Source organism: Lichenihabitans psoromatis, from assembly GCF_004323635.1.
Lineage (GTDB): Bacteria > Pseudomonadota > Alphaproteobacteria > Rhizobiales > Beijerinckiaceae > Lichenihabitans > Lichenihabitans psoromatis.
In genome coordinates, this window is the sequence record NZ_CP036515.1 from 4,613,167 (window position 1) to 4,639,014 (window position 25,848).

22 protein-coding genes are annotated in these 25,848 nt (G+C 64.7%); 15 read left to right on the top strand and 7 right to left on the bottom strand.

All coding sequences use genetic code 11. From position 1 onward, the window contains the following. The first annotated feature begins 79 nt into the window (after positions 1-79). From EY713_RS21465 to EY713_RS21515, 11 genes are all read left to right on the top strand, one after another. Positions 80-1,027: a heme o synthase gene (locus tag EY713_RS21465; RefSeq protein WP_131119012.1), complete on the top strand. Its 948-nt coding sequence runs from the start codon at positions 80-82 to the stop codon at positions 1,025-1,027. Continuing rightward, positions 1,021-1,224 (top strand): hypothetical protein, encoded by a 204-nt coding sequence (locus EY713_RS21470; protein WP_131119013.1) that lies wholly within the window; start codon positions 1,021-1,023, stop codon positions 1,222-1,224. The genes EY713_RS21465 and EY713_RS21470 overlap by 7 nt, the downstream gene beginning before the upstream one ends. A gap of 9 nt (positions 1,225-1,233) precedes the next feature. Further along, on the top strand, positions 1,234-1,833 hold the full coding sequence (locus EY713_RS21475; protein WP_131119015.1) for a cytochrome c oxidase assembly protein: 600 nt from the start codon (positions 1,234-1,236) through the stop codon (positions 1,831-1,833). Positions 1,834-2,053: 220 nt separating this feature from the next. After that, a complete protein-coding gene (locus EY713_RS21480; RefSeq protein ID WP_131119017.1) occupies positions 2,054-2,923 on the top strand; it encodes a cytochrome c oxidase subunit 3 in 870 nt (289 codons plus the stop codon). Between the two features lie 77 nt (positions 2,924-3,000). Next, positions 3,001-3,381 (top strand): DUF983 domain-containing protein, encoded by a 381-nt coding sequence (locus tag EY713_RS21485; RefSeq protein WP_131119019.1) that lies wholly within the window; start codon positions 3,001-3,003, stop codon positions 3,379-3,381. Positions 3,382-3,389: 8 nt separating this feature from the next. Next, positions 3,390-4,157: an SURF1 family protein gene (locus EY713_RS21490; RefSeq protein WP_131120071.1), complete on the top strand. Its 768-nt coding sequence runs from the start codon at positions 3,390-3,392 to the stop codon at positions 4,155-4,157. 102 nt (positions 4,158-4,259) lie between these two features. Further along, positions 4,260-5,675 (top strand): threonine synthase, encoded by a 1,416-nt coding sequence (gene thrC, locus EY713_RS21495; RefSeq protein WP_131119021.1) that lies wholly within the window; start codon positions 4,260-4,262, stop codon positions 5,673-5,675. After that, positions 5,672-6,940 (top strand): M16 family metallopeptidase, encoded by a 1,269-nt coding sequence (locus EY713_RS21500; RefSeq protein WP_131119023.1) that lies wholly within the window; start codon positions 5,672-5,674, stop codon positions 6,938-6,940. The genes thrC and EY713_RS21500 overlap by 4 nt, the downstream gene beginning before the upstream one ends. Position 6,941: 1 nt before the next feature. Beyond that, on the top strand, positions 6,942-7,547 hold the full coding sequence (locus tag EY713_RS21505; RefSeq protein ID WP_131119025.1) for a GNAT family N-acetyltransferase: 606 nt from the start codon (positions 6,942-6,944) through the stop codon (positions 7,545-7,547). Between the two features lie 24 nt (positions 7,548-7,571). Beyond that, positions 7,572-9,317 (top strand): gamma-glutamyltransferase, encoded by a 1,746-nt coding sequence (gene ggt / locus EY713_RS21510; protein ID WP_131119027.1) that lies wholly within the window; start codon positions 7,572-7,574, stop codon positions 9,315-9,317. Continuing rightward, complete coding sequence (locus EY713_RS21515) at positions 9,317-10,417, top strand: NAD(P)-dependent oxidoreductase (RefSeq protein ID WP_131119029.1); 1,101 nt, start codon at positions 9,317-9,319, stop codon at positions 10,415-10,417. The genes ggt and EY713_RS21515 overlap by 1 nt, the downstream gene beginning before the upstream one ends. Positions 10,418-10,494: 77 nt before the next feature. Here the strand turns inward: EY713_RS21515 and EY713_RS21520 are convergent, their stop codons facing one another. Continuing rightward, complete coding sequence (locus EY713_RS21520; protein ID WP_131120073.1) at positions 10,495-10,734, bottom strand: con-10 family general stress protein; 240 nt, start codon at positions 10,732-10,734, stop codon at positions 10,495-10,497. Positions 10,735-11,048: 314 nt separating this feature from the next. Here EY713_RS21520 and argE point away from each other — a divergent pair, with 314 nt between their 5' ends. Continuing rightward, entirely contained in the window at positions 11,049-12,218 is a 1,170-nt protein-coding gene (argE, locus tag EY713_RS21525; RefSeq protein ID WP_131119031.1) for an acetylornithine deacetylase, read from the top strand. Positions 12,219-12,266: 48 nt separating this feature from the next. Here argE and EY713_RS21530 read toward each other — a convergent pair whose 3' ends face one another. Then, a complete protein-coding gene (locus tag EY713_RS21530) occupies positions 12,267-12,851 on the bottom strand; it encodes a DUF1236 domain-containing protein (protein ID WP_131119033.1) in 585 nt (194 codons plus the stop codon). A gap of 331 nt (positions 12,852-13,182) precedes the next feature. Here EY713_RS21530 and fabF point away from each other — a divergent pair, with 331 nt between their 5' ends. After that, positions 13,183-14,454 (top strand): beta-ketoacyl-ACP synthase II, encoded by a 1,272-nt coding sequence (fabF, locus tag EY713_RS21535; protein ID WP_131120075.1) that lies wholly within the window; start codon positions 13,183-13,185, stop codon positions 14,452-14,454. Between the two features lie 82 nt (positions 14,455-14,536). Here fabF and EY713_RS21540 read toward each other — a convergent pair whose 3' ends face one another. The 5 genes from EY713_RS21540 to EY713_RS21560 all read right to left on the bottom strand — a co-directional run bounded on the left by EY713_RS21540 (position 14,537) and on the right by EY713_RS21560 (position 19,300). Next, positions 14,537-15,850, bottom strand: a complete 1,314-nt coding sequence (locus EY713_RS21540) for an MFS transporter (RefSeq protein WP_170314123.1) — start codon at positions 15,848-15,850, stop codon at positions 14,537-14,539. Positions 15,851-16,085: 235 nt separating this feature from the next. Further along, positions 16,086-16,361: a cell division topological specificity factor MinE gene (minE, locus tag EY713_RS21545; protein WP_131119037.1), complete on the bottom strand. Its 276-nt coding sequence runs from the start codon at positions 16,359-16,361 to the stop codon at positions 16,086-16,088. Beyond that, entirely contained in the window at positions 16,358-17,173 is an 816-nt protein-coding gene (minD, locus tag EY713_RS21550) for a septum site-determining protein MinD (RefSeq protein ID WP_131119039.1), read from the bottom strand. Before minD ends, minE begins: the two co-directional genes overlap by 4 nt. Positions 17,174-17,201: 28 nt before the next feature. Then, positions 17,202-17,864 (bottom strand): septum site-determining protein MinC, encoded by a 663-nt coding sequence (gene minC, locus EY713_RS21555; protein ID WP_227401776.1) that lies wholly within the window; start codon positions 17,862-17,864, stop codon positions 17,202-17,204. Between the two features lie 200 nt (positions 17,865-18,064). After that, on the bottom strand, positions 18,065-19,300 hold the full coding sequence (locus tag EY713_RS21560) for a DUF2252 family protein (RefSeq protein ID WP_131119043.1): 1,236 nt from the start codon (positions 19,298-19,300) through the stop codon (positions 18,065-18,067). Between the two features lie 263 nt (positions 19,301-19,563). Between EY713_RS21560 and EY713_RS21565 the strand changes: the two genes are divergently transcribed. Then, positions 19,564-21,564, top strand: coding sequence for an autotransporter assembly complex protein TamA (locus EY713_RS21565; RefSeq protein WP_131119045.1), 2,001 nt, complete (start codon positions 19,564-19,566; stop codon positions 21,562-21,564). Further along, positions 21,564-25,844 (top strand): translocation/assembly module TamB domain-containing protein, encoded by a 4,281-nt coding sequence (locus EY713_RS21570; protein WP_131119047.1) that lies wholly within the window; start codon positions 21,564-21,566, stop codon positions 25,842-25,844. Before EY713_RS21565 ends, EY713_RS21570 begins: the two co-directional genes overlap by 1 nt. Positions 25,845-25,848 lie beyond the last annotated feature (4 nt).

Sequence of the window (25,848 nt, forward strand, 5' to 3'; positions counted from 1 at the left end):
GAGGCGTTAGAACCGTCTCGCGCGGCTGGGCGGGTCCGTCGGATCCGCCCCGCACTTCTTCTTGGAACTTGGGTTATTCATGAGCTTGGTCAGTGAAGTCACCCCTCTCGACAGGGACGCCTATGCGGGCGCGTCGACGGCCACGCCATCGGATTATCTCGAACTGCTGAAGCCCCGCGTCATGTCGCTGGTGGTCTTCACGGCGCTCTGCGGCATGGCGGTCGCGCCAGGAAGCATCAACCCGGTCACGGGGCTCGCGTCGTTGCTGGCCATCGCGGTCGGCGCAGGTGCGTCTGGCGCGCTCAACATGGCCTATGATTCAGATATCGATGCCATCATGACGCGCACCAAGACGCGTCCGATTCCACAGGGCCGCGTTTCGAAGCAGGAGGCCAATGCGTTCGGCCTCACGCTGTCGCTCTTCTCCGTGATGCTGCTTGCCATCTCGGCCAACTACCTGTCGGCAGCCTTGTTGGCCGGCACGATCGTGTTCTACGCCGTGATCTATACGATGTGGCTGAAGCGCTGGACGCCGCAGAATATCGTGATCGGCGGCGCGGCTGGTGCCTTCCCGCCGATGATCGGTTATGCGGTCGTGACCGGCAACGTGACGATCGCGAGCGTGTTGCTGTTCGCCATCATCTTCATTTGGACGCCGCCGCATTTTTGGGCTCTCGCCCTGCTGCGGTCGGACGATTACGCCCGAGCCGGCATTCCGATGATGCCGAACGTGAAGGGGCCCGATCGCACGCGGCTCGAAATCCTGCTTTACACGCTGGTCCTGGCGCCGGTCGCGGTTTTGCCCTGGGCGATCGGCATCGGCGGAACCGTCTACGGCGTCGCCGCCATCGTGACGGGCGCTCTGATGGTCCATTTCGCCGTGCAAGTGTATCGCAAACGCGAGGGCGAAGCCGCCGACAAAGCCGCCAAACACCTGTTTGGCTTCTCGATCCTCTATCTCTTCGTGCTGTTCGCTATTCTTCTGGCCGAACACTCGCTCGGCCTTTTGAGCCACCTCGGATGGTAGTCGACACCAACAAGCCACAGGCGCCTCAACAGCCTGCGCCATCCCCCCTGACCGGGATCGTGCTGACGCCGGCGCAACTGAAAAGCCGCCGGCAGCGCAATCTGGCGATCGGGCTGCTGGTCGGTTTCATCGTGCTGCTCTTCTACGTCATCACCATCGCGAAACTCGGCCCCGGCGTTCTCGACAGGCCGCTTTGAGGTAATTCGTTGTCAGACGACCAAGCCGAACGCTCTTACCGCCGTCGCCGGACACTGATCGCCTCGAGCGTCGTTGCCGGTGTGGCGCTCGCGCTCGGCATGTCGTTTGCGGCCGTGCCGCTGTATCGCATGTTCTGCCAAGCCACCGGTTACGCCGGGACGACGCAGGTCGCCACCGGCGCGTCGGCCAACACAGGCAAGCGAACGCTGACGGTTCGGTTCGACGCCAATGTCGCGCCCGGGCTGAACTGGAGCTTTGAGCCCGAAACACCCTCGATCAGCCTGAAGACCGGCACCACCGCAACGGTCTATTTTCACGTCAAGAACAAGACCGACAAGCCGACCGTCGCCAATGCGCGTTACAACGTTTCGCCCGACGTGGTCGGTCCCTACTTCGATAAGATCGCGTGTTTCTGCTTCACCGAGCAGACACTTGCGCCGCATGAAGAGCTCGACATGCCGGTCGTGTTCTTCCTCAATCCCGAACTCGAGGGCGACGAGACCATGGCGGGGGTCGATACCGTCACGTTGTCCTACACGTTCTTTGCGCCGAAAGTGTCTCTCGGTGCCGCGACACCCACGGACGGAACACCGCGACCGAAACTATGACCAGCACGACCTTGACCGTGCAGCTGAACCGATACAATGACGTGATGCCCGACGACGCGTTGCCCAACCGGGCCATGCCAGACGGAGCAAAGCAAAGGATCGCGTCGCCGGCCGCATCTTGAGGCCGATAAGACGAGACGAATAATGTGGTGTCGGGCATCATGGGCGTGAACGTCTTCGATGCTTGATGATCGTGACGCACGCGAAGGGGAAACGAGACATGGCCGACGCCCATGCCAAACCGAATCACGACTACCATCTCGTTAACCCGAGCCCATGGCCGCTGATCGGCTCCGCCAGCGTGTTCGTCACCGCCATCGGCGCGATCCTCTGGATGAAGCACATCCCGTTCGGGTCGGCGCAGATGGGTCCCTACATCTTCGCGGCCGGGATGCTCGGCGTCCTCTACACCATGATGTCGTGGTGGATGGACGTGATCCACGAAGCGAATGTCGATCATGCCCATACGCGCGTGGTGCAGATCAGCCATCGCTACGGCATGCTGCTGTTCATCGCTTCCGAGGTCATGTTCTTCGTCGCGTGGTTCTGGGCTTATTTCGACGTCAGCCTCTATCCGAGCGAAGCCATCGAATATACCCGCACGGCTTTTACGGGCGGCCATTGGCCTCCGAAGGGCATCGAGCCATTCGACCCGTGGCACCTGCCTTTGTTCAACACGCTGATCCTGCTGACGTCAGGAACGACCGTGACGTGGGCGCATCACGCCCTCCTGCACAATGATCGTCGCTCGCTCAAGATCGGCCTCATCATCACGGTGCTGCTCGGTGCGCTCTTCACCTGCGTCCAGGCCTATGAATATTCGCACGCGGACTTCGGGTTCTCGGGCAATATCTTCGGTGCGACCTTCTTCATGGCGACCGGCTTCCATGGCGTGCATGTCGTCATCGGCACCATCTTCCTCCTGGTCTGCCTGATCCGCGCCTATGCGGGGCAGTTCACCCCGCGCCAGCATCTCGGCTTCGAGTTCGCGGCCTGGTATTGGCACTTCGTGGACGTGGTTTGGCTCTTCCTCTTCGCCAGCATCTATGTCTTCGGATCGTGGGGCGCGGCGGTCGAAGCGGCCCGCTGACGCAGCAGGCGCTCGGAGCAAGTCTCGCGCGCCATCCCTTTCCTTGATCCAGCCTTCGGGTCACGCCTCGAGGCATCATGTCCACAGACCGCGACAACACCGCCTCCACCTCCGCTGTCTCGGTCGGGCTCCGCGGCCGTTGCCCGCGCTGTGGCAAGGGTCCATTGTTCAAAGGCTTCCTTGATCTTGCGCCATCCTGCACGGTCTGCGGGCTCGATTACGGCTTCGCCGATGCAGGCGACGGCCCAGCGGTCTTCGTCACCATGATCGCGGGCACGATCGTGGTTGGTCTAGCGCTGTGGACCGAGGTGACCTACGAGCCGCCCTTCTGGGTCCATCTCGCCATCTTCCTGCCGCTGACGCTGGTGCTCTGCCTTGGGACTTTGCGCCCGATCAAGGGGCTCCTGATCGCCCTGCAGTATCGCAACAAAGCCGAACAGGGGCGGTTCGACTCGTGACCGTGACGATGGGTGACAGCCGGGTCCGCCGAAGGCCAAGCCTGCTCTGGCCGACCCTATCGACCCTGATCGCGCTAGCGATCCTGATCGCGCTCGGAGTCTGGCAATTGGAGCGGCTGGCCTGGAAGAATGGCCTCGTCGCCATGATCGCGGCGCGGACGACCGCTCCTCCCGCTCCCCTCCCGCCCGAAGCGGACTGGATGCGACTGTCGCCCGACGCCTATGCCTATCGCCATGTGACGGTCGAGGGCAGGTTCGAGCATGACAAGGAAGCCCATGTGTTTCGGCCCCTGTCGGACCCGCGCGGGCGCTACAGTGGGCTCGGTGATCTTGTGTTGACGCCGCTTCGCCTTGCATCCGGCGCGGTCGTGATCGTCAATCGTGGTTTCGTGCCGGACAACAAGGTCGATCCGTCGACCCGTCTGCTGGGTCAGATCGAAGGCCCGGTGACGGTGACCGGCCTGATGCGCGAGCCCGAATCCCGCAACGCCTTCACGCCCGCCGACGACCCGGCCCACAGCCTCTGGTTCACACGCGACCCGGGTTCGATCGCGCAGGCGTTCGGCCTCGATCGCGTCGCCCCGTTCACAATCGATCAGGATGCTTCGGCCATTCCCGGCGGTCTTCCCCAGGGTGGCGAAACGGTCTTGTCGCTGCCCAACGACCATCTGTCCTATGCTTTAACTTGGTTTGGCTTGGCGTTCGGGCTGCTCCTGGTCTATGCGGTCTTTGTCTGGCGTGCGCTGTTCAGCGCACCGGTCGAGCCGGCCGTTTGAGTCCGGCGAATGGAATGGCATGCCGGGGCGATCCATGAAACGATGGACAGTTCCGTTGAACCCTCATCACACGGCGCGGCAATCGCGCGGGAGTGACCTTTAGTGAACTATGTGTCGACCCGAGGCGAAACAACGAGCGTCTCGTTTACCGAGGCCCTGCTGGCGGGCTTGGCGCGAGACGGCGGGCTTTACGTTCCGGAGACCGTCCCGGTCCTCACGCCGTCCACCATCGCGAGCTTTGCGGGCCGACCCTTTGTCGAGGTGATCGAGACGGTGATTTCGCCCTTCGCCACGGATGCATTCGATCCCGCCGATCTGCGCCGCATGATCGAGACCGCCTACGCGACCTTCCGGCACCCGGCCGTCACGCCCCTCGTACAACTCGACACCAACCTCTTCGTGCTCGAACTCTTTCACGGCCGCACGCTGGCGTTCAAGGATGTGGCCATGCAATTGCTGGGTCGCATGATGGACGCGACCCTGAAGCGGAGCGGACGCCGCGCCACCATCGTGGGCGCGACCTCGGGCGATACGGGCGCAGCCGCGATCGACGCCTTTCGCGGGCTCGATCAGGTCGATGTGTTCATTCTCTATCCCCATGGCCGCGTATCCGACGTGCAGCGGCGACAGATGACCACGATCGATGACGGCAATGTCCACACGATCGCGATCGAGGGGACGTTCGACGATTGCCAGGCCATCGTGAAGGGCCTGTTCAACCATCATACGTTCCGAGACCGCGTCGGCTTATCCGGCGTCAATTCGATCAACTGGGCCCGGATCGTCGCGCAGATCGGCTATTATTTCGTGGCCGGCGCCGTCCTCGGGTCGCCGCATCGCGCCTTGTCCTATGTGGTGCCGACCGGAAACTTCGGTGACATCCTGGCCGGTCATTACGCCAAAGCGATGGGCCTACCGATCGACCGGTTGGTGATCGCCACCAATGAGAACGACATTCTGGACCGCTGCCTCAAGACCGGAACCTATGGGATCCAGGGTGTGCGGCCGACCCAATCCCCCTCAATGGATATCCAGATCTCATCGAATTTCGAACGGCTTCTCTTCGGTGCCTATGGGCGCGACAGCACGGCCTTGCGCGAGCTGATGGCCAATCTGGCCCAGGCCGGGCAATTCACCATCGCGCCCGAACCGCTGGCGCGGATCAGGGAGGATTTCGATTCAGAGCGGGTCGATGAGGCTGGAACCCAGGCCGAAATGGTCCGCACGTTCAAGGAGACGGGTCACATCTTGGATCCCCATACCGCGATCGGCGTCGCAGCCGCCCGCACCACGTTGGCTCGCGATCCCAAAACGCCGGTCGTGGCGCTCGGGACCGCCCATCCAGCGAAATTCCCCGATGCGGTGGCGCGCGCCACCGGCAAGCATCCGGCTCTGCCGGAGCATCTCGCCAACCTGATGAGCCAGCGGGAGCGGATCAATCGCCTGCCGAACGACATCGCGGCCGTTGAGTCCTTCGTGACCGACCGCGCCCGCATCCTCGCGGATGCCTCCGCATGAGCGTCGATCTCACGACCCTGCCAAACGGGCTCCGCATTCTGACCGACTCGATGCCTAACCTCGAGACCACCTCGCTCGGCATATGGGTTGGGGTCGGATCGCGCCATGAGACGCGAGCCGAACATGGCCTGTCGCATTTCCTCGAACATATGGCCTTCAAGGGCACGCGGCGGCGGTCGGCCCGACGCATCGCCGAGGAAATCGAATCCGCCGGCGGCGACCTGAACGCCGCAACCTCGACCGAGCAGACCACCTACTATGCCCGCGTGCTCGCGGCCGATACGGGACTGGCGCTCGACATCCTCGCAGATATTCTAACCGAGAGCGTGTTCGACCCGATCGAGCTTGAGCGCGAAAAAGACGTCGTGCTGCAGGAGATCGGCGCCGTCGACGACACGCCGGACGACCTCGTCTTCGAGGTCTTCACCGCCACGGCCTTCCCGGACCAGCCGATCGGCCGCGCCATTCTCGGCACACCCGACGGCGTCAGCAGCTTCGACCGTGACGCGATCGCGCGCTACCTCGCGGCCCATTACAACCCATCCGCCATGATCGTCGGCGCCGCCGGGGCGCTGGAGCATGACCGCATCGTCGAGGACGCCGAAAAGCGGTTCGGCGGCATGGCGGCGCAGGCGGCCTTACCCGCTGTTCCGGCCGTCTACAAGGGTGGTGAGCAGCGTATTCGGCGCAAGATCGAGCAAGCCCATCTGGTGATCGGGTGGGAGGGGCCGTCATTCAACGACCCCACCCATTACGCCGCTCATGTCTTCTCGCATGCGGCAGGGGGCGGCATGTCCTCGAGGCTGTTTCAGGACGTGCGGGAAAACCGCGGGCTTGCCTATTCGATCTACACGTTCGACTGGGCCTATGCGGATACCGGACTGTTCGGTTTTTATGCCGCGACGGCGCCGAAACACATGGGCGAATTGCTTCCCGTGTCGCTGGATTGCCTCGCCGGCGCGACCGCGACCCTGACCGAGGAAGAGGTCGAGCGCGCGAAAGCTCAGCTCAAGGTATCGGTGCTCGTGGCCCTCGAATCCTCCGGCGCGCGCGCCGAGCAGATCGCTCGCCAACATCTCGCCTTCGGCCGCATCATCGATCGGCACGAGGTCATCGCCAAGATCGACGCGATCGGCGTCGAGGATGCACGCCGGGCTGGATTGAAGATGCTGCAAAGCGCGCCGACCGTGGTATCGGTGGGCCCCACCAAGGGGTTGCTGACCCCCGACCAAGTGATGGCACGGCTCGGATCGACGCGAGGCTAGAATGGCGCTGTTCCGTATCGGCTCCCCCAACGAGGCCTCGACCTTTCTCAGAGGTGACCGGGTTTTTCTGCGCCCGGCCGAGATGCGCGATTACGAGCAATGGTCGACGCTGCGGGATCGCAGCCGGACGTTTCTGACGCCTTGGGAGCCGATCTGGCCGGCCGACGACCTGACCCGCGCGTCGTTCCGTCGCCGCATTCGCGCCCATGCGGAAGAGATCGAGGCCGACGATGCCTATCCGTTCCTGATCTTCCGCGAAGACGAGACGCTGATCGGCGGCCTCACGATCGGCCAGGTGACGCGCGGCGTGTCGCAAACCGCGACGCTTGGCTATTGGATGGGGCAGCCTTACGCGGGTCACGGCTATATGAGCCGGGCTGTGCGCGCGGCCGCGCATTTCACCTTTGGGACGCTACGGCTGCATCGGTTCGAAGCCGCCTGCCTCGCCCATAACAATGCGTCCATCCGCGTGTTGGAGCGGGTCGGGTTTCAGCGCGAGGGATTTGCACGATCCTACCTCCGCATTAACGGGCGCTGGCAGGATCATATCCTCTTTGCCCTGCTGGAAAGCGACCCGATCGCCGGGCCGAACCACCGGCCGGAATGACCCCGACCCCATGAGGAGCCTTCCATGCGGCTGAAGATCCTGGTCGGTGCCGCACTATCGCTCATCGTGTCGACGCCGCTGCGAGCCGCTTCGCCTGAGCCGGTCGGCGCGGATCACGCCATGGTCGTTTCGGCGCAGTCGCTAGCCTCGGATGTCGGGGTGGATATCCTCAAGCGGGGTGGCAATGTCGTCGATGCGGCTGTCGCTGTCGGCTATGCTCTCGCGGTCGTCTATCCCGCAGCCGGTAATCTCGGTGGCGGCGGCTTCATGACAATCCGGTTCGCCGACGGCCGGACGACGTTCCTCGACTTCCGCGAAAAGGCGCCGCTTGCCGCAACCGCATCGCTGTTCCTCGATTCGAGCGGCAACGTGGTTCATGGCCGGTCCACCGATTCATGGCTTGCGGTCGGCGTTCCCGGGTCGGTCGCGGGGCTTGAGGCGGCGCGAGAGCGTTATGGTTCACTGAGCCGCGAGGCGCTGATCGCGCCGGCGCTCGCGTTGGCGCGCGATGGCTTCGTGCTGACCGATGCCGATGCGCGGCTGTTTCGTCTGGCTGCGGATGACCTCGCCAAGAACCCCGCCGCTTCCGCGATCTTCGTCAAAGACGGGCATGCATTATCGGCGGGCGATCGCTTGCAACAGCCCGATCTCGCTCAGACGCTCGAGACGATCAGCCACGATGGGGCAGCCGCCGTCTACGGTGGCCCGATCGGGACCGCGATCGTCGCGGCCAGCCAAGCCGGCGGCGGCATTCTCGAGGATCGTGATTTCGCGACCTACAAGGTCCGCGAGTTGGCGCCCGTGCGATGTTCCTATCGCGGGTTCGACATTCACGCGGCACCGCCACCGAGCTCCGGCGGCGTCACGCTTTGCGAAATCCTGAACATCGTCGAGGGATTCGATCTGCGCGGCATGGGGTTCCATTCGGCCGCCGAGGTCCATGTGCTGACCGAAGCGATGCGGATCGCTTATCGCGACCGCAACAGCGCCCTCGGGGATCCGGATTTCGTCACCAATCCCGTGGCGCATCTCATCGATAAAAGCTACGCCGCCAAGGTGCGGGCGGGCTTGCCGCTCGAACACGCCAGTACAATGGCAGATCTCGCGGCGCATGCGGCCGAGGGGCGGCAGACGACGCATTACTCGATCGCGGATGCAGCCGGAAACGCGGTGTCGGTCACGACCACGCTCAATGCTTGGTTCGGAGCGCGACGCGTCGCGGGAACAACCGGCATTCTGGTCAATAATGAGATGGACGATTTCACCGCCAAAATTGGGTCCGCCAACATGTTCGGCCTCGTCCAAGGCGAGAATAACGTTATCGCGCCCGGCAAAACGCCGCTGAGTTCGATGACCCCGACCATCATCACGCGCGGCGACAAGCTGGTGGCGGTCATCGGCAGTCCCGGCGGATCGCGCATCATCACGACCGTGGTCGAGGTCATCATCAACATGGTCGACCATGGCATGACCATTGCCGAGGCCATCGATGCGCCGCGCATCCATGTGCAGGATGCACCGGCCACGATCGCAATCGAACCTTTCGCGCTCTCCCCCGACACCCGACATCTTCTCGAACGGTCTGGCCATGTCTTTGAAGACAGCGCCGTGTGGAGCATGGCGCAGGGGATTCTGACCGGCGCACCGGCGCTGTCGCCTCCGCCCGTCGACACGCATGCGCTGTCGATCCCGGATAATTTCGCCCAGCGCTATCAGCTCTATGGCGCACGGGATGAGCGGGGCCCCACCGGCGCCGCAAGGGGCTTCTGATGTCGCTCCCGACCAGGCGCCAGGGGCCGGACGCGCGCCAGCCGATCCGCATGGAACGGCTCGCCACGCTGCCGATCTTTCTCAAGCTCGGGCAAAAACGCGCCGTCATGGCGGGCGGATCTCTTCCCGCCGTCTGGAAAGCCGAATTGCTGTCGGCCTGCGGTGCCGATGTCACGATCTTCACGGCCGAGCCCTGCCCCGAACTCCTCGACCTCGTCGTCTCTCCGCCCGGTGGACCGATCGACATCGTGGCGCGGGACTGGCGGCCGGATGACCTCGTCGGAGCCGCTGTCGCGATCGGCGCGATCGAGGAGGAGGCGGATGCGACCGCCTTTCGGGATGCGGCGCGGCAAGCCGGCGTTCCGGTCAACGTCATCGACAAGCCGGCCTTCTGTGACTTTCAATTCGGGACCATCGTCGGCCGCTCACCAATGGTGATCGGCATCTCGACCGACGGAGCCGCACCGGTCTTCGGTCAGGTCGTCCGCGCTCGGATCGAGGCTCTCCTGCCCCAAGGCCTGCGGCGCTGGGCGGAAGCCGCGCGCGACTGGCGTCCGGCTGTTCAGGCCTATGGTTTCGATTTTCGATCGCGTCGGCGGTTCTGGGAAGCCTTTACGGACCGGGCCTTCGCGGCGGTCGATAAAGAACCTCTTGACGCGGATTTCGACGCCTGCCGTGACGCGGCTTTATCGCAACGCGCAGCCTCGACGGCCGCGAGTGTCGTGCTGGTCGGGGCTGGACCGGGCCACCCCGACGATATGACTTTGCGCGGAATCCGCGCCCTGCAAACCGCAGACGTCGTGATTCACGGATCCGACGTTGCCGAGCCAATCGTCGCCTTTGCGCGCCGCGAAGCCGTCAAGGTGGTGGTGGATGCGCCACTCGGCTCAACACTGCCGGCGATGGTTCAACAGCAGCTTCAGCCCGGACGCCGCGTGGCTTGGCTCGACCGAGGCAACCCCGACCTCTGCGAACGTTGGGTTGCTCGCGCTGTCCAACTCGCCGCCGGCTCAGTGACGGTCGAGACGACCTCGGGGCTTGGCTTATGTCCGGATTGTACGCCGGACTGCCCAGCCTGGATCAAACTATCGAGACGCTAAAACCCCCGGGTCGGATCGGCCCGAGGTCAGATGGAGTTTTCACAAGATCGGCCGGGAGGCCGATCTTGTTCGTCCGGCTATTCTGCCGAAACTTTCGCTGGCTGAAGCGCCGTATGCGACGCATGTCCACCCTTTCGGCCCGCTTGAGCCGCCAGTTGATGATCTTGCGAGAAGCTGCGCTTTTCAGGGTTGACGCTCCGTCCCCCCTTCCGACCGGCTTCTGATGCCAAACCAGGATTTTGCGAAAAGCTTCGCTTTTCATTCGGCACGCTCTCGCCGCCTTTGCGGGCGATCGCACGCCGTTTTTCGACATCCATCGAGGCGAAGCCTCGGGTGGATGTGGGTAGGCTTTGGGTTGGCTCGGTCATATCCTCGCACCTGCTCGTGACGCCCCTCGCAGAGATGAACGCTGCGACCCCAGGGCAGTTCCGCGTTCGGGGCCACACGCTGTCCGGCAAAGAGCGACCCAGGGTCGCGGGGGGTCGACCGAGCCACCTCACGCCTTCATTGCGCGTCACGCCACGATGAGATCGAAGAGGGTCTTAGGAGTCTCGGCCGTTTGCGGGTAAAACGCGGCTCGTCGCGGGTGGCCGTCGCGGCCGGCCCGTTGTCCTCCAGACAGGACCATCGCATGCCGCCCGATTCCGCCACGCTGCACAGCGTCATCGCCTTGCTCGATCGGTTGGTGTCGTTCGACACCGAGAGCGCGAAAACGAACCTGCCCCTGATCCATGCGGTTGCCGATCACTGCCGCATGCAGGACGTGCCGTTTCGCCTCGCGCCGAATGCAGCAGGCGACAAGGCGGCGCTGATCGCCACGATCGGACCCATGGTTGACGGCGGCATCGTGCTGTCGGGCCATACCGACGTTGTACCGGTCAAAGGGCAGGCTTGGACGAGCGATCCCTTTACGATGCGGCGCGACGGAAACCGCCTTTTCGGGCGGGGCACCTGCGACATGAAGGGGTTCGACGCGCTCGCTCTCGCCATGATCCCCGCCTTCAAGGCCGCTCGTCTGTCGGTGCCGATCCACATCGTCTTGAGTTACGACGAGGAGGTCACCTGCCTCGGGTCGGAGGACATCATACGCCAGTTCGGCAACGGTCTGCCGATGCCCCGCGCCGTCATCGTCGGTGAACCCACCATGATGCAGGTCGCGGACTCACATAAGTCCGTCTGCACCTATGCGACCCATGTCGAGGGGCATGAAGCGCATTCGGCCAAGCCGGCGCTCGGCGCCGACGCCATCGCGGCGGCGGTCGACATCGCCTGCGAATTGATGCGGCTCGGCGATCGGTTCGAGCAGGAGGGTGACCGCACCGGCCGCTTCGATCCTGCTTTTTCGACGGTCCATGTCGGCCTGATCAACGGCGGAACCGCTCGCAATATTCTCGCGAAACAATGCGATCTCCTTTGGGAGTTTCGCGGCTTGCCGTCTGTCCCGCTTGATACGGCCTATCGCCATCTCGAGCGCTACGTCGCCGAGAAAGCTCTGCCCACGCTCAATCGCTATTCGGACAAGGGAACGATCTCGACGACCGTCGAGGTCGAGGTGCCGGGACTCGAGCCGGATGCGGGCTCCGCAGCCGAAGTGCTGGCGCTTCGCGCCGCAAAGGCCAACCATACCATTAGCGTATCCTATGCCACCGAAGGTGGGCGCTTCCAAGGTGCAGGCCTGCCGACCGTCATTTGCGGGCCAGGAAGCATCGATCAAGCCCATCAACCCGATGAGTTTATCGAGATTTCTCAATTGTCGGAGGGCATTGCCTTCATGCATCGACTGATCGATGGGCTTCGCTGACGACAGCGTGAGCGCAGAGACGAGCCTCCGCGCTCACGCCCAGCGGGATCAGGCGGGGAAGACGTCGATGATTTCGAGCGTTTCCGGATCGACCACGACGATGTCGCCCCGCACAAGAAGAAATTCGTAACCCTCGTAGTCCGGGTAGGCGTCGATGATGCTCGGGGGCAACGGATTGAGCTCGAGGGCGCGCGGAACGCGGACGCCGACATTCAAGGCGAAATCGACCGCCTGCAATTCACGGATCCCAAGGCCGTTGATGGCGTGACGGAAGCGCTCCTGATGGCCGCGATCAATCCGGGCAGGATGCTGTCTGTCGCTACCGCCTTGGCGCGGCTGGCCTTGCATCGCCTGACCTTGCATGCCTTTGCCTTGCATGCCATGACCCGCCTGCGGCTCGAGGCCAGGCTTTTGGCCAGCCGACCCGCCTTCCGCATGCGGCGCGCCTGCGCCCCCGCCTTCCGCTCCGCGGCCACTTCCGTTTGGCAGCACGTTTTGACCGGCACCCATCGCACCCTGGCCCGCATTCGGCGCTCCGCCACCGGCGCCGCCTGCATTTTGGGCAAAGCCGGTGCCCTGCAGCGCCAGTGTTGCGGTCACGACCGTCGCCAGAAAACTTTGTCTCATACGCATCGAACAACCTTTTCAGACCTCTATCGTCCTTCAAGGAACGACCCTCGGTCAGCGATGTTCCGCGAGGCATATCGCCTATGCGTTGAGCATTTCGACCCTAAAAACGCCAAGTTTCATGCTCGTGTCGGACCGATGATGTGAAATAAAGTTGCGGCTTTCGGCAGCGCACGCCATCAAGCTGCGGTGACGTTCGGCTTTTTCCGATAGTCATTCGGACGGAGCCGGGGTTATGTCTCGATCGTCGGTCTACCTTGCCGGCGCCGACACGGCTGGCCGATCAGGTCTTCTAATTCGCGTAGTGCCAGGAATGAACGGGACAATGTCGAACGAAATACAACGGATTGTCGTCACCGGTCTGGGTGTCGTGTCACCCCTGGGATCGGGCGTGGCGCCTGTCTGGAAACGGCTGATCGAAGGCCAATCGGGCTTGCGCCTCCTGCCGGACGAGATGGTTCCCGATATCGACGCCAAGGTCGGCGCTCGTGTTCCGAGCCGTGAGGAGGACGAACACGGCTTCGATTTCGCTGCGGTTCCCGTCAAGGACCGGAAGAAGATGGATCGGTTCATCGTCTTCGGCATGGAAGCGGCGCGGCAGGCGATCGAACAATCCGGGTGGCTGCCCGAAACATCTGACGAGCGTGACATGACCGCGACCGTGATCGCCTCCGGGATCGGTGGCTTTCCCGGGATCGTCGAGGCGGCCCGGACTGTCGAAACACGCGGCGCAAAGCGCCTCTCGCCGTTCACGGTGCCGTCGTTCCTGGTCAATCTCGCGGCGGGCCAAGTCTCGATCCGCTATGGTTACAAGGGCCCGATCGGCGCGCCGGTGACAGCCTGCGCGGCGAGCGTACAGGCCATCGGCGACGCCATGCGCCTGATCCACAGCGGTGAAGCTACGGTGGCGATCTGCGGCGGCACGGAGGCCTGCATCGATCGCGTCAGCCTCGGTGGGTTCCATGCCGCGCGAGCTTTGTCGACAGGCTTCACCGATACTCCGACGGCGGCGTCGCGGCCCTTCGATGCCAAACGCGACGGCTTCATCATGGGCGAAGGCGCCGGCATGCTGGTCATCGAGACGCTCGAGAATGCCAAGCGACGCGGCGCAACGCCGCTGGCCGAACTCGTCGGCTACGGCACCAGTGCCGATGCTTATCATATGGCTGCCTCGCCCGAGGACGGCAACGGCGCACAGCGCGCCATGCGACGCGCCATCACGATGGCCGGCATCGCGCCGAGCGATATCGGCTATTTGAACGCCCATGCCACGTCGACGCCGGTGGGCGACGCGGGCGAGCTGGCCGCCATCAAGGCGGTGTTCGGGACCGACGGCAAATTGCCCATCTCGTCGACCAAATCGGCGACGGGCCATCTTCTCGGAGCAGCTGGCGGCTTGGAAGCCGTGTTCTCGATCATGGCGCTTCTGACCGGCACGCTCCCGCCCACGCTCAATCTCGAGACGCCCGATCCGCTGGCCGAGGGGCTGGACATCATCGGTCCGCAGGCCCGCACCAAGGCTGTCGACTACGTGCTGTCGAACGGGTTCGGCTTTGGCGGCGTCAACGCCTCGGTCATCTTCCGGCGCTGGGACGAGGCGCGCGGCTAAACGCGGTCTGTGAATCGACGGGTGGCCTGGCAGGCGCTCGTTTAGCGAAAAGGCTGGTGACAGAAAGCCACCAGCGTTTGACTCACCCAGCGGTTCGAGTGGCCCCGGCCGCCAGGGTGACCTCGTCGCGATGCTTGGCAAGATAGGCCAACACCACGAAGGTCATGACGCCACCAACGAACACGCAGGCCGCGACGAACAGCATCGGGGCCTCGACGCTGCCGGTCCAATCCTTGATGAGCGGGACCGCATTCTGGGCGATGAAGCCGCCGAGATTACCAACCGAGTTGATGACCGCGAGGCCGGCTGCCGCCGATGCGCCTGTCAGGAAGCTCGACGGCAACGTCCAGAACACCGGCTGTGCCGCGAAAATGCCGGCCGCCGCGAGCGAAATGCAGCCGAACTTCACCCAGTCGCCCGGGAGATAGACGCTCAACACGAGGCAGAGCGCGCCGAACAGCGCCGGTCCGGCGATGAAGGCCGTGGTCTGCCCCGTGCGGGCCGCGAGTTTCGGCGTACCCCACAAGGCGAGCGCCACGATGGCCCAGGGAATGATGTTCAACAGTCCGTTCACCGTGTTGGATACGCCGAAGCTCTTCACGATGGTGGGCAGCCAATAGCTGATCCCATAGGCGCCGAGCGGCAGCGACACGTACCAAATCGCGAGGATCAGCACCCGCCGGTCGAGTAGCGCCTTGAACGGGTTCGTGTGGAGCGTCTTTCCTGATGCACGATCTTCCTGCTCCAGAGTCGAGCGAAGCCACTGCTTCTCCGACGCATCGAGGAATTTGGCATTCTCGGGCCGATCATCGAGATAAAAGAGGGTCACGATCCCGGCGATCACGGCCGGGAGGCCGGTGACGAGAAACACCCACTGCCAGCCCTTCAGGCCGAGAGTTCCGTTGAGATCGAGCATAGCGCCGCCGATGGGCGCACCGACCGCATTGGCGATTGCGCTATAGAACATGAAGGATCCGACCATGCGGCCCCGATATTTGAACGGAAACCAAATCGTCAGCAGATAGAGCACGCCGGGAAAGAAGCCCGCTTCGCATGCCCCGAGCAGAAACCGCAGGATGTAGAACATCGTCGCGTTTTGCGTATAGGCCAACGCGATCGTCACGATACCCCAGGTGATCATGATGCGGGCGAACCAACGCCGCGCGCCGACGCGCTCGAGAATGATGTTGCTCGGCACTTCGAAGATGAAATAGCCGATGAAAAACAGCGATGCGCCGAGCCCGTAAGCGAATTCGGTCAGGCCGAGGTCGCCCACCATCTGCAGCTTGGCGTAGCTGACGTTCTGCCGGTCGATATAGGCGATCAGATAGATGATGCCGACGAACGGCAGCAGCCGTCGCGTGATCTTCGCGATGATCTCGGGCCGCTCCTCGATCGCTTGCGTCACATGGATCATCGGACCCCCCGGGTTGGACTCATGGCGTATCGCGAGTCGCTTGCCTGTTGACCCTGCGTATCATGGAGGTGGCACGAGGCTCTATGCGAAAGCGATGATCGCATCCGCGAGCGCACGACGATCGCCGTGTCACTAGCACTCTTGCGACTCCGATGAAAAAAGCCCGGATCGATGATCCGGGCTTTTGTTTTACCGTTCATCGACCGCAGAAGCTTCAGCTCGCGAGAGCCGTCAGGCTGCTGGTCGGCGCGCGGATCTCGAGGTCGACCTCGAGGGTCGACAGCGTGTCGTGCTTGCCCATCCGGACCCGCACCTTGTCCCGATCGATCGAGACATGCTTGGCGATCACCTTGAGGATTTCTTCGCGCAGGATCACGACGAGATCCGACCGGCCGTCGAGCGCGCGCTCGTGGGACAGCAGGAGTTGCAGGCGTTCACGCGCCTGCGGGGCGGAATTCGCGCGTGCCCCGAAGAAACGGAACGGGTTCATGCAGCCCTCCGTCCGAACAGCATGCCGAACAGGTTCTTCTTCTCGCGCGGCACCGTCACGGCCATCGTGTCGCCGAGCAGGCGGCGGGCCGCTTCGGCATAGGCCTTGGCCGGAGCGCTCGAGGGGTTGTTGATCGTGACGGGCGAGCCGACGTTGGAGGCCCGCAACACGTCCTGGCTTTCCGGGATGATGCCGAGCAACGGGATCGACAGGATGTCGAGCACGTCCTCGGTCTTCAGCATGTCGCCGCGTTGCGCGCGGGCATGGTCGTAGCGGGTCAGCAGCAGGAACTTGTCCATCCACTCGCCGCGCTCGGCCTTCTCGGTCTTCGAGTCGAGCATGCCGATGATGCGGTCGCTATCGCGCACCGAGGAGACTTCCGGGTTGGTGACGATCACGGCGATATCGGCATGGCGCATCGCCAGCGTCGCGCCGCGCTCGATACCGGCCGGGCTGTCGCAGATCACCCAATCGAAGCGCTCGCGCAATTCGGCGATGATGCGGGCGACGCCATCGTCGGTCAGCGCATCCTTGTCGCGCGTTTGCGAGGCGGGCAGCAGATAGAGCGTCTCGACGCGCTTGTCGCGGATCAAAGCCTGGTTGAGGTTCGCCTGGCCCTGGATGACGTTGATCATGTCATAGACGACCCGACGTTCCGCGCCGAGCACCAGATCGAGGTTCCGCAACCCGACGTCGAAATCCACCACGACGACGGTCTGCCCCTCTTGGGCCAGCGCCGCGCCAAGCGCCGCCGTCGAGGTCGTCTTGCCGACCCCGCCCTTACCCGATGTGACCACCAGAACCTGAGCCATCCCGACTACCCCCCACCAATCCGTTTGGTCACGCCAATGCTTCGACGACGAGAACGTCGCCATTCGACCAGGCCTGGACCGGCCGGCCACGCAGGCCGATGTCGATCTCGTCCGCTGTCTTGTAGAGGCCGTCCACCGCCAGCAGCTCGGCATCGAGGCTTTGGCAGAAGATGCGACCGTTTTTGTTGCCCCAACCGGCCATCGCGCGGCCCCGCAGGGCGCCGTAGATGTGGATGGAGCCGCCCGCCACAATCTCGGCGCCCGAAGCGACCGAGCCGAGAATGGTCACGTCGCCATCCGGGCAATAGATCGACTGCCCCGATCGGACCGGCCGATCGATGACCATCGAGGTCGAGGGTCGCGGGTCGGGCGGCGTCGCGGGCGCTGCTTCGTTGGTCTGCGGCGGCACGTCGATCGGCGTCGAGGGGCGACCGTCCGACAGAATCGGCGGCAAGCCGCGCGCATCCGCCCCGAGGGTCGCGGTTTCGGTGCCTTCGAGCGCCATGACACGAATTTTGCGCGCCTGCAGCTCGTTCACGATGCCCATCAGGTCCGGCCGCTTCTGCGGCAAGCCCGACACGTCGACCACGACGGGCCGATTGATGAAATAGGCCGGCGACCGCGCCAGCAACGCATCGAATTGCTCTAGCCAGTCCGCCACCGGCATCTCTGGTGTCAGCACCAGCGCCATGAGCGAGCGGCCACGAAAGCGAACCGGAGAGGAGGCTAGGGAATCAGACACGTTTAACGATCCTTTAATGCTCCGATCTGGAGCCAAGATCGTTAAGAAATGGTTAACGCGCCCTTGGTGATTCAGCCTTTGTTAAGCACAATGACAGGAATTCCACAGATGATTCAGGCCTGTTTCGACGCATAGCGCCGACAAGTGGTTCAAGCCTGGGCCGTCGCATAGCGGCGACAATGGTCGAGATATCCCGCCTCGTGATGCGCGACGAGATCGACCACGCTTGTCCACAGCCATGACGGCGCATCGAGTGTCCCGCTATGATGACGGCCGAGCTCGTCATGCCAGGCTCGCTTCGTCTCCTCGTCCATCTGCCGCCCATGCGCGTAGCCCAGGACGGCGGCGAGAAAGCGGGCCGCCTTTGCCGCATCGTCTTGCGACAGATGCTCGATCTCAAGCTTCATATCTTGCGGCATGAGTTCGCGAAGCACGACGGGCTTCCCGAAGAGGCGTGTCGCCAGCATCCGATCGCCGAGATAGGGGGAGAGGTGTCGCGCGCCTTCGACGACCCTGAAGGCATCGTCGAGCGGCATCGCTGCGCCCGGCGCACGCGGCGCGGCGGACTCTACGGCCTCCTTGATGTCGAGCAGGCAATAGCTCTTACCGGCGGTTTCGGACCGCTCAAGGCCGAGCAACACCGCATAGCGGAGGCGGCCGAGGGAACTGCAACCTTTCATCCAATAGGCAGCGTCGAGAACCTCGATTGCAACGTCGGAGGCTCGACCATGCAGCGCGGTCACGAGCAGCCGGACATCCTCCGTCTGAACCAAGGCCGCAATATCGTCCCGCTCCTGATCCGACAAAGGCCAGAACCGTCGTCCGAGCGGGATCGTCGGCTTCACATGGTCGAGGCGCTCTTCGGCCAGATGCTTCCACCGACGGCTGGTGGCGCGACCCAGAATCTGGCGAATGGCGCGGCCGGCATGCCCAGCCCGCAAAACATCCGCATCGCTGGCCAGCGTTCTCTGGTAACCGATGATCATCTCCTCCATCATCCGCGCGGTCGTGACACCCGGGAGATCGGAGCCGCGCGCCGCCGTGGCCAGCGATAGGCCGAGGCGGATCAGATCATGGGCCGGATTGCCGATCACGGTTTGGTCGAGGTCGCGGATCTGGATTCTGATCTTCCCCTTCGCATTGGCGACCGGCCCGAGATTGCCAAGGTGACAATCGCCCCCGATCCACACCGCCGGCGCTTGCGGCAGGGCCCGCCCGGCCGATGTGGACAACCAATTATAGAACCGCACCGTCGCGCCGCGCACATAGGCGTGGGCCGATTGAGCCATCTTGAGATTGCGTTGTTTCAGCAGCAGCTGCTGCCGATCGTCGATGCCGGGCAGAATTTTCGCGAGGCGTTTGGGGGCAGATAGGACAGCCGACATGATGCTCCGATCAGCGAGCCAAACCAATTGGTACGATTTGCACACGAGCGAGTTAGGACCCGGCAGGGGCGTCATACAGATGTCATAAACGCGCAGATCGCTTGGTTCCAGCGGCAACTTCGAGGGTGAACGGGTCAGGTTTTTGGTCGGGCGGGTGGTTTCAGCGCGCTAATCACTGTAAAGCCTCCGCTTGAACGTGCCCTGCGCGGGTGGAGATCAAGAGAGCGATCAGGCTGGATCGCGTTGTGGGATGTGGAGGCTCAATGAGATGTGGCGGACCGTGGACGTGTCGAACAGGCGCTCTGGTTCTGTCGGGTCTCGTGATCCTCGCCGGTCTTTGCGTGCAAGCCGGCCCTGCCTCCGCCTTTAGTTTCTTCGGCTTGTTCGGCAGCGACGATCCACCAAAACCGTCGCCGACCACGCTTCCCTATCGGGTCGCGTTCACCGTGGTCGGCAACGCCGATGTCACGTCGGCGCTGCAGGACAGTTCCGAGTTTTATAAGCTCCGGCAGGACGCACCAACCGATGCCGACGCGCTGGTGCAGCGGCTGAAAGCCGACTTTGCCCCGATGCTCGATGCGCTCTGGGGTGCGGGCTATTATAACGCAAAGTTGAGCGCGACCGTCGGGAGCGTCACCCTCGACCTCAGCCAAAACCAGGATGAGGCCGCGGTGAAAGTCGCCGCAACGTTCCGGAACCGCGAGGCCGTGCCGGTCACGATCACGGCCGATCCCGGGCCACTTTTCACGATCCGAACCGTCGCGGTTATCGACGCATCGACACGACAGCCTTTCAGCTCGGAGGTCCTGCCGCCGCGCATCGTCAAGCTGCGGGTCGGAGATCCGGCCCGCGCTGCGGACATTCGCGCCGCCGATGCGCGGCTAATCGACCATTTCCGCGACCACGCGCATCCCCTCGTCAAGTCGCCGCTCCCCAGTCCCACGGTCGATCATGCGGCCACCACGATGGACGTGACCTTCGTGGTCGATCCCGGCCCGGTCGCCGGCATCGGCGAAGTGTCGGTCAAAGGTCCCGACACGTTCGATCCCTCGATCGTGCGGTCGTTCATCTATCTCGATCCGGGTCAGCCCTACAGCCCCAAGGCGCTGGCCGACACGCGCAAGTCGATCGGCTCGATCCCGGCCGTGGGCTCCGTCCGGATCCGTGAGGGAGACCGGCTCGACCGGAACGGCAACCTCCCGCTCTTCGTCGATGTCACCCATCGGGCCTCGAACCTGATCGGCTTCACGGCCGGGTTCTCGACGGTCGACGGGCCGACCGCCAGCACCTACTACGAGAACCGCAACCTGTTTGGAGGGGCCGAGCGGCTTCGCGTGCAGGCCGACGCTTTTCTGGCACCCCGGATCGACGGCAGCACCATCAAGGGCTTCAAGGATTTCAAGCTGGCCGACATTGGCGAGCGGTTCACGATCGGCTTTGTCAAGCCGGCTTTGAACGGCTCGCGGGTCGACCTGCTGCTCGACGGCATCGCCGAGCGCAACCGCGTCGGCGGCGGCCGGTTCGGCGGCTACGAGGACAGGCTCGCAGGCGGCACGGCGGCGCTTCGCTATCGTTTCGACGACACGCTGTCGGCTCAAGCCGGCATTAAATATGAGCGCGGCGAGGCGACCGACATTCTCGGCCGCACCGATTATCAATTGGTCGGCGTGCCCGTGTCGGTGAAATTCGACAACACCGACAAGCCGCTCGACCCGAGCCGAGGCATCCGCGCGTCAGCCACCGTCACGCCTTATCCGACACCATTCGGTTCGAGCACCGGCTTCACGAAGGCGACTGCGGCGGGGTCGGGTTATTACGCCCTCGACGATGACTCGAACTATATCCTGGCAGGGCGTGTCGGCTTCGGGTCGATCTTCGGAGCAACAGGCGGACTCGCGGATATTCCGGCCAATTACCGCTTCTATGTGGGCGGCGTGTCGACCGTGCGGGGCTATCGCTATCAAACCGTCAGCCCGCTCGCCGCGAATGGCTTCACGACCGGCGGGCTGAGCGAATTCGACGGGTCGGTCGAGGCGCGGATCAAGATCACGGATACGATCGGCATCGCGCCCTTTTTCGACATCGGCGGCGCCTATCGCGGGTCAGTGCCGTTTACGGGCGGCGGCACCCGCTCGGCGGCGGGGCTCGGCCTCATGTATTACACGCCGATCGGTCCGATCCGCGTCGACGTGGCGACGCCGCTCACGCCGCGGCCGGGCGACCGGCCTGTCGTGCTCTACGTCAGCATCGGGCAGTCCTTCTGATGGCGAACCGTCTCACGTCCCGGCCCACCCTGGCGATTGTCATATTGCTGCTGAGCATGCTCAGCCTCGGCCTGTTCGGCGTCGCAAGCCGAGCCGCCGAAGAGGAACGCGGCGTGCTCGCGGACCTGATCTCCCGCGCCCTGTCGACGCCGGCCAGCCGGGTCACGATCGGCACGATCGAGGGCGCGCTCTCGTCCGACGCGACGATCCATGACATTGCGATTCAAGACCGGGACGGCGTTTGGCTCAAACTGGATCGAGCGCGCATCAACTGGCGGCGTCTGGCGCTAATCCAGCGGCGGCTTGAGATCGACACGCTCGATCTCGGCACCCTCACGATCTATCGAAAGCCGATCCCGGCCGAGACACCCGTCGCGGGTGAGCAGCAGCCGCTGTTGCCTGAACTCCCGGTCCGGGTGGAAATCAAGCAATTTGCGCTGTCCGAGATGATCCTCGGCGAGCCTATCCTTGGAACGCCGGCGCGGTTTTCGGTCGGCGGCTTCGGCACGCTCGGCGCACCCGCAGAGGGCCTGGAACTCCACGTCGATGGTCAGCGGCTCGACCGGCCGGCCTCGGCCACCGTGCGGCTCAAGCTCGTGCCCGAAGGGCAGCGCCTGAACCTCGTCGTGACGCTGGACGAGCCGCAGGGCGGCATCCTGTCCCGCTTGGCCAACATCCCCGGCGAACCGGCCATCAAGCTGAACGCCGGCGGGGATGGGACGCTCGACGCCTTCAAGGCGACGCTGGCCTTCGATGCCGGGCCGGAGATCAATGCCAAGGGGACCGCGACGCTGAACCGGGACGGCACAACCCGCAAGCTTGTGCTCGACCTCGCGGCGCGGGTCGCAGGATTGCTTCCGGCCGCCGCCGCGCCGGTGTTTGCCGACGTCACCAAACTGACCGGCACAGTGGTGTTCGGGGACGACAGCGCGGTCTCGATCCCCTCGATCCGGCTCGCGGCCGCCGCCGCATCACTCGATATCGGCGGCACGCTGAGCAAGGACCAGATCGCCGATCTCAGGATCAAGGCCGTCAATCTCTCCAATCGTGATGGACGGACCGCTCTGGCCGACGCACAGATCGATAAGCTCGCCTTCGACGCCCATGTAACCGGCGCTCTGGCGTCGCCCACCATTGAGGCCAGCCTCATGGCGCGCGACGCACGCACGCCGAGCGGATCCGTCGCGGTCCTCGATGCTCATTTCCGGGCGGAACCGAACGGCTCGATAGCCGAAACATCGACGCAGCTGCGCCTGAGCGCCGATGCAGAGGCCAGCGGTCTGGCGCTCACCAATCCAGCGCTCGCGCAAGCCCTCGGCCCGCGCGCTCACATCGCCTTGCGCGGGACCAGCACGCTGAAAGGCGTGCTCGATGTCGAGACCCTGGCGCTCACATCCGACACGCTGGCGGCGAGTTACAAGGGCCGAGCCAGCGGCGCCGAACTGCAAGGCCGCATGGACCTCCACGCCCCCGATCTGTCGCGCTTCGGCGCCGTCGCGGGCTTCGACCTGAAAGGCGCCGCCGACCTCTCGGCCACGCTCGAAGGCACGCCACGCTCGAACCGCTACTCTGCCATGATCGATGGCCGCGCCAAGAGCTTCGGAACCGGGGTCGTGCCGTTTGACGAGGTGTTCGGTGACAAGCTGACGCTGGCGGGCGGCATAAGGCTCGACCCCGACGGCGGCGTCGGCTTTTCCGATTTTCGCTTGACCGGCCCGCATGCGGCCGTTCGGATCGACGGTGCCGCAACGCCTGCGCTGGCCGATCTCACGGCAGCCCTCACGCTGCCGGATCTGTCGAAGGTCGACGCGCGCCTGAGCGGGCGTGGCGACGTTCAAGCGCATGTGACCGGTACGCTGGATGCGCCGGACGCCACAGCCACCATGACGCTGCTGGATGCAACGATGATGAGCCGCCCGGTGCCGCGCCTGGTGCTGCAAGCCATCGCGACGAAGCTCCGGAGCGATCCGGAAGCGCGCATCACGCTCGACGGCGAGATCGACCGCAAACCCGCGACCGGCGCGCTGCACGTCGCACGCGGCGCTGCGGGAGCGACCGTCATCGATGGGATCGACGTAAGGGTCGGCTCGGTGGCGCTCGCCGGAGGCGTGGCCCTGTCGCCGGAGGCGCGGGCCGATGGGCAGATCAGCCTGCGGGCCGGCAATCTCGACGATCTGTCGCCGCTTCTGCTGCAGAAACTCGGCGGCCGCCTGTCGGCCGATGTCGCGTTTGTCCAGAGGAACGGCGGACAGGACGCCACCGTCAAAGCGACCGGGCAGATGCTCAGCGGCTACGGCGCCAGCCTCGATGCATTGAAGGCCGATGTGTCGGTCAGCGACGTCACCCGGCACCCCGTCATTGGCGGCGCGGTCGCGGTCGATCGCGCCACCTTCGACGGCCAGGCGATCACGCGACTCCGCCTCGACGCGACGGGCCGCCCCCAGGGCAGCGACGTGACCGTGAGCGCGACGGCGGCAGGGTTCGACCTGACGGCCGCGGCCCGCATCGTTCCGGCCGACCGCATCCGGCTCGAGCTGTCCCGGTTCGCAGCGAACCGAGGTCGCGACAGGATCGCCCTGGCTGGCCCAGCCACCATCACGTTTGCGGATGGCGGCGCCGATATCCGCAATCTGGCCCTCGCGCTCGGCAGCGGACGCCTCAGCATCGACGGGCATGCCGGGCAGCGGCTCGATCTCAAAGCCGTCGCGCGCGCCATTCCGCTCTCGGTCGCCGACCTCGTGTCGCCCGGCCTCGGTCTCACCGGCACGCTCGATGGCGATGCGCGGGTCACCGGGTCGGCCATGGCCCCGACCGGCGATTACCGCCTCCATGTGGCGGCGCTGGCGGCGCCACAGACACGCTCGCTTGGCCTGCCGCCAATCGACATCAAGGCGAGCGGCGCGCTGCAAGGCACGCGGGCCAGCCTCGACGCCACCATGTCGGCCGCGCAGGCCGGAACCATCCGGGTCACGGGCACAGCGCCCCTCGGAGCCAGCGGCACGATCGATCTTGGCGTGCGCGGCACGCTCGACGCCGCCTTGGCGAACCGCACCATCTCGGTGTCGGGGCGTCGCGTGACCGGCGCGCTCGCAATCGACGGGCAGCTCGGCGGCACGCTCGCCAAACCGCAGGCGACCGGCTCAGCGACCCTGTCGAACGGCTCGTTTCAGGATGCGGTGGTGGGCCTCCGCCTCGACGCGATCCGGGCGCGTGTCGTGGCGCGCGGCGACACGGTCACGATCGAGGGCGCCTCGGCCACGACCCGCAACGGCGGCATCATCACGGCCGGTGGTCGGGTGCGGCTCGATCCCGCCGCAGGTTTTCCCGGCGACATCAAGATCACCGGGCAGCATGCACAACTGGTGCAAAGTTCGCTCGCCACCGCGATCGTCGATCTCAACCTCGGCGTATCGGGGCCCCTCGCCCGCAGCCCGCGCATCGCCGGTCGCGTCGATATCCAGTCGCTCGATGTGCCGGTTCCCGAACGCCTGCCCGGGGGCCTGCAGCCGCTGCCCGGCACGCGGCACCTCAACCCGACCGTCACGGCGGCCCGCCGTCTCACGATCGACGCCAAGAAGAAGCTGGGACACGGAGCCCCTCCCCCGTTCGATGCCACGCTCGACCTCACGATCGCGGTGCCGGGCGAGATCGTGGTGCATGGGCGCGGCCTGAACGCCCGGCTCGGCGGCGCACTGAAACTCACCGGCACGCTCGATAAACCGAAGCCGGTCGGCGCCTTCACGCTGGTGCGCGGACGCCTCCAGATCCTCACCGCCAGCCTCGATTTCTCGCGCGCAAACCTGACCTTTGCGGGCGATCTGTCGCCCGAGCTCGACTTTCTGGCCACGACCCAGGCGGGGGGCGCCACAATCGGCATCGCGATCACCGGCAATGCCGACGATCCGCAATTCGCCTTCACGTCCAGTCCCGATCTGCCGCAGGACGAGATCTTGTCGCGCCTGCTCTTCGGCGCACCGTCGGGCCAACTCACGGCCACACAGGCTTTATCGCTGGCGCAGGCCGCTGCGATCTATTCGGGTGGCAGCGATGCGCTGGAAGGTCTGCGGCGCTCCCTCGGGCTCGGCGACGCCAGCCGGTCCGACAATCCGCTCAGCAACGCGCTCGGCGACCGGGTCAGCATCGGGGTCCGCACCGGCGCGACGCCGCGCGAGACGGGGGTCGGTGTGGACATTTCAGTCTTCGGCCCGCTGAAGGTCAAAGGCGCGGTTGACGCGACGGGCGGCCAGTCCGTCGGGGTCGGTGCCGAACATGAATGGTGATGAC

Bases quoted from the DNA above. Each gene is read 5' to 3' on its own strand.
- EY713_RS21465 (WP_131119012.1), top strand. From the start codon at position 80: ATGAGCTTGGTCAGTGAAGTCACCCCTCTCGACAGGGACGCCTATGCG.
- EY713_RS21470 (WP_131119013.1), top strand. From the start codon at position 1,021: ATGGTAGTCGACACCAACAAGCCACAGGCGCCTCAACAGCCTGCGCCA.
- EY713_RS21480 (WP_131119017.1), top strand. From the start codon at position 2,054: ATGGCCGACGCCCATGCCAAACCGAATCACGACTACCATCTCGTTAAC.
- EY713_RS21485 (WP_131119019.1), top strand. From the start codon at position 3,001: ATGTCCACAGACCGCGACAACACCGCCTCCACCTCCGCTGTCTCGGTC.
- EY713_RS21490 (WP_131120071.1), top strand. From the start codon at position 3,390: ATGGGTGACAGCCGGGTCCGCCGAAGGCCAAGCCTGCTCTGGCCGACC.
- EY713_RS21500 (WP_131119023.1), top strand. From the start codon at position 5,672: ATGAGCGTCGATCTCACGACCCTGCCAAACGGGCTCCGCATTCTGACC.
- EY713_RS21505 (WP_131119025.1), top strand. From the start codon at position 6,942: ATGGCGCTGTTCCGTATCGGCTCCCCCAACGAGGCCTCGACCTTTCTC.
- ggt (WP_131119027.1), top strand. From the start codon at position 7,572: ATGCGGCTGAAGATCCTGGTCGGTGCCGCACTATCGCTCATCGTGTCG.
- EY713_RS21515 (WP_131119029.1), top strand. From the start codon at position 9,317: ATGTCGCTCCCGACCAGGCGCCAGGGGCCGGACGCGCGCCAGCCGATC.
- EY713_RS21520 (WP_131120073.1), bottom strand. From the start codon at position 10,734: ATGGATGTCGAAAAACGGCGTGCGATCGCCCGCAAAGGCGGCGAGAGC.
- argE (WP_131119031.1), top strand. From the start codon at position 11,049: ATGCCGCCCGATTCCGCCACGCTGCACAGCGTCATCGCCTTGCTCGAT.
- EY713_RS21530 (WP_131119033.1), bottom strand. From the start codon at position 12,851: ATGCGTATGAGACAAAGTTTTCTGGCGACGGTCGTGACCGCAACACTG.
- minE (WP_131119037.1), bottom strand. From the start codon at position 16,361: ATGAACCCGTTCCGTTTCTTCGGGGCACGCGCGAATTCCGCCCCGCAG.
- minD (WP_131119039.1), bottom strand. From the start codon at position 17,173: ATGGCTCAGGTTCTGGTGGTCACATCGGGTAAGGGCGGGGTCGGCAAG.
- minC (WP_227401776.1), bottom strand. From the start codon at position 17,864: ATGGCGCTGGTGCTGACACCAGAGATGCCGGTGGCGGACTGGCTAGAG.
- EY713_RS21560 (WP_131119043.1), bottom strand. From the start codon at position 19,300: ATGTCGGCTGTCCTATCTGCCCCCAAACGCCTCGCGAAAATTCTGCCC.
- EY713_RS21565 (WP_131119045.1), top strand. From the start codon at position 19,564: ATGAGATGTGGCGGACCGTGGACGTGTCGAACAGGCGCTCTGGTTCTG.
- EY713_RS21570 (WP_131119047.1), top strand. From the start codon at position 21,564: ATGGCGAACCGTCTCACGTCCCGGCCCACCCTGGCGATTGTCATATTG.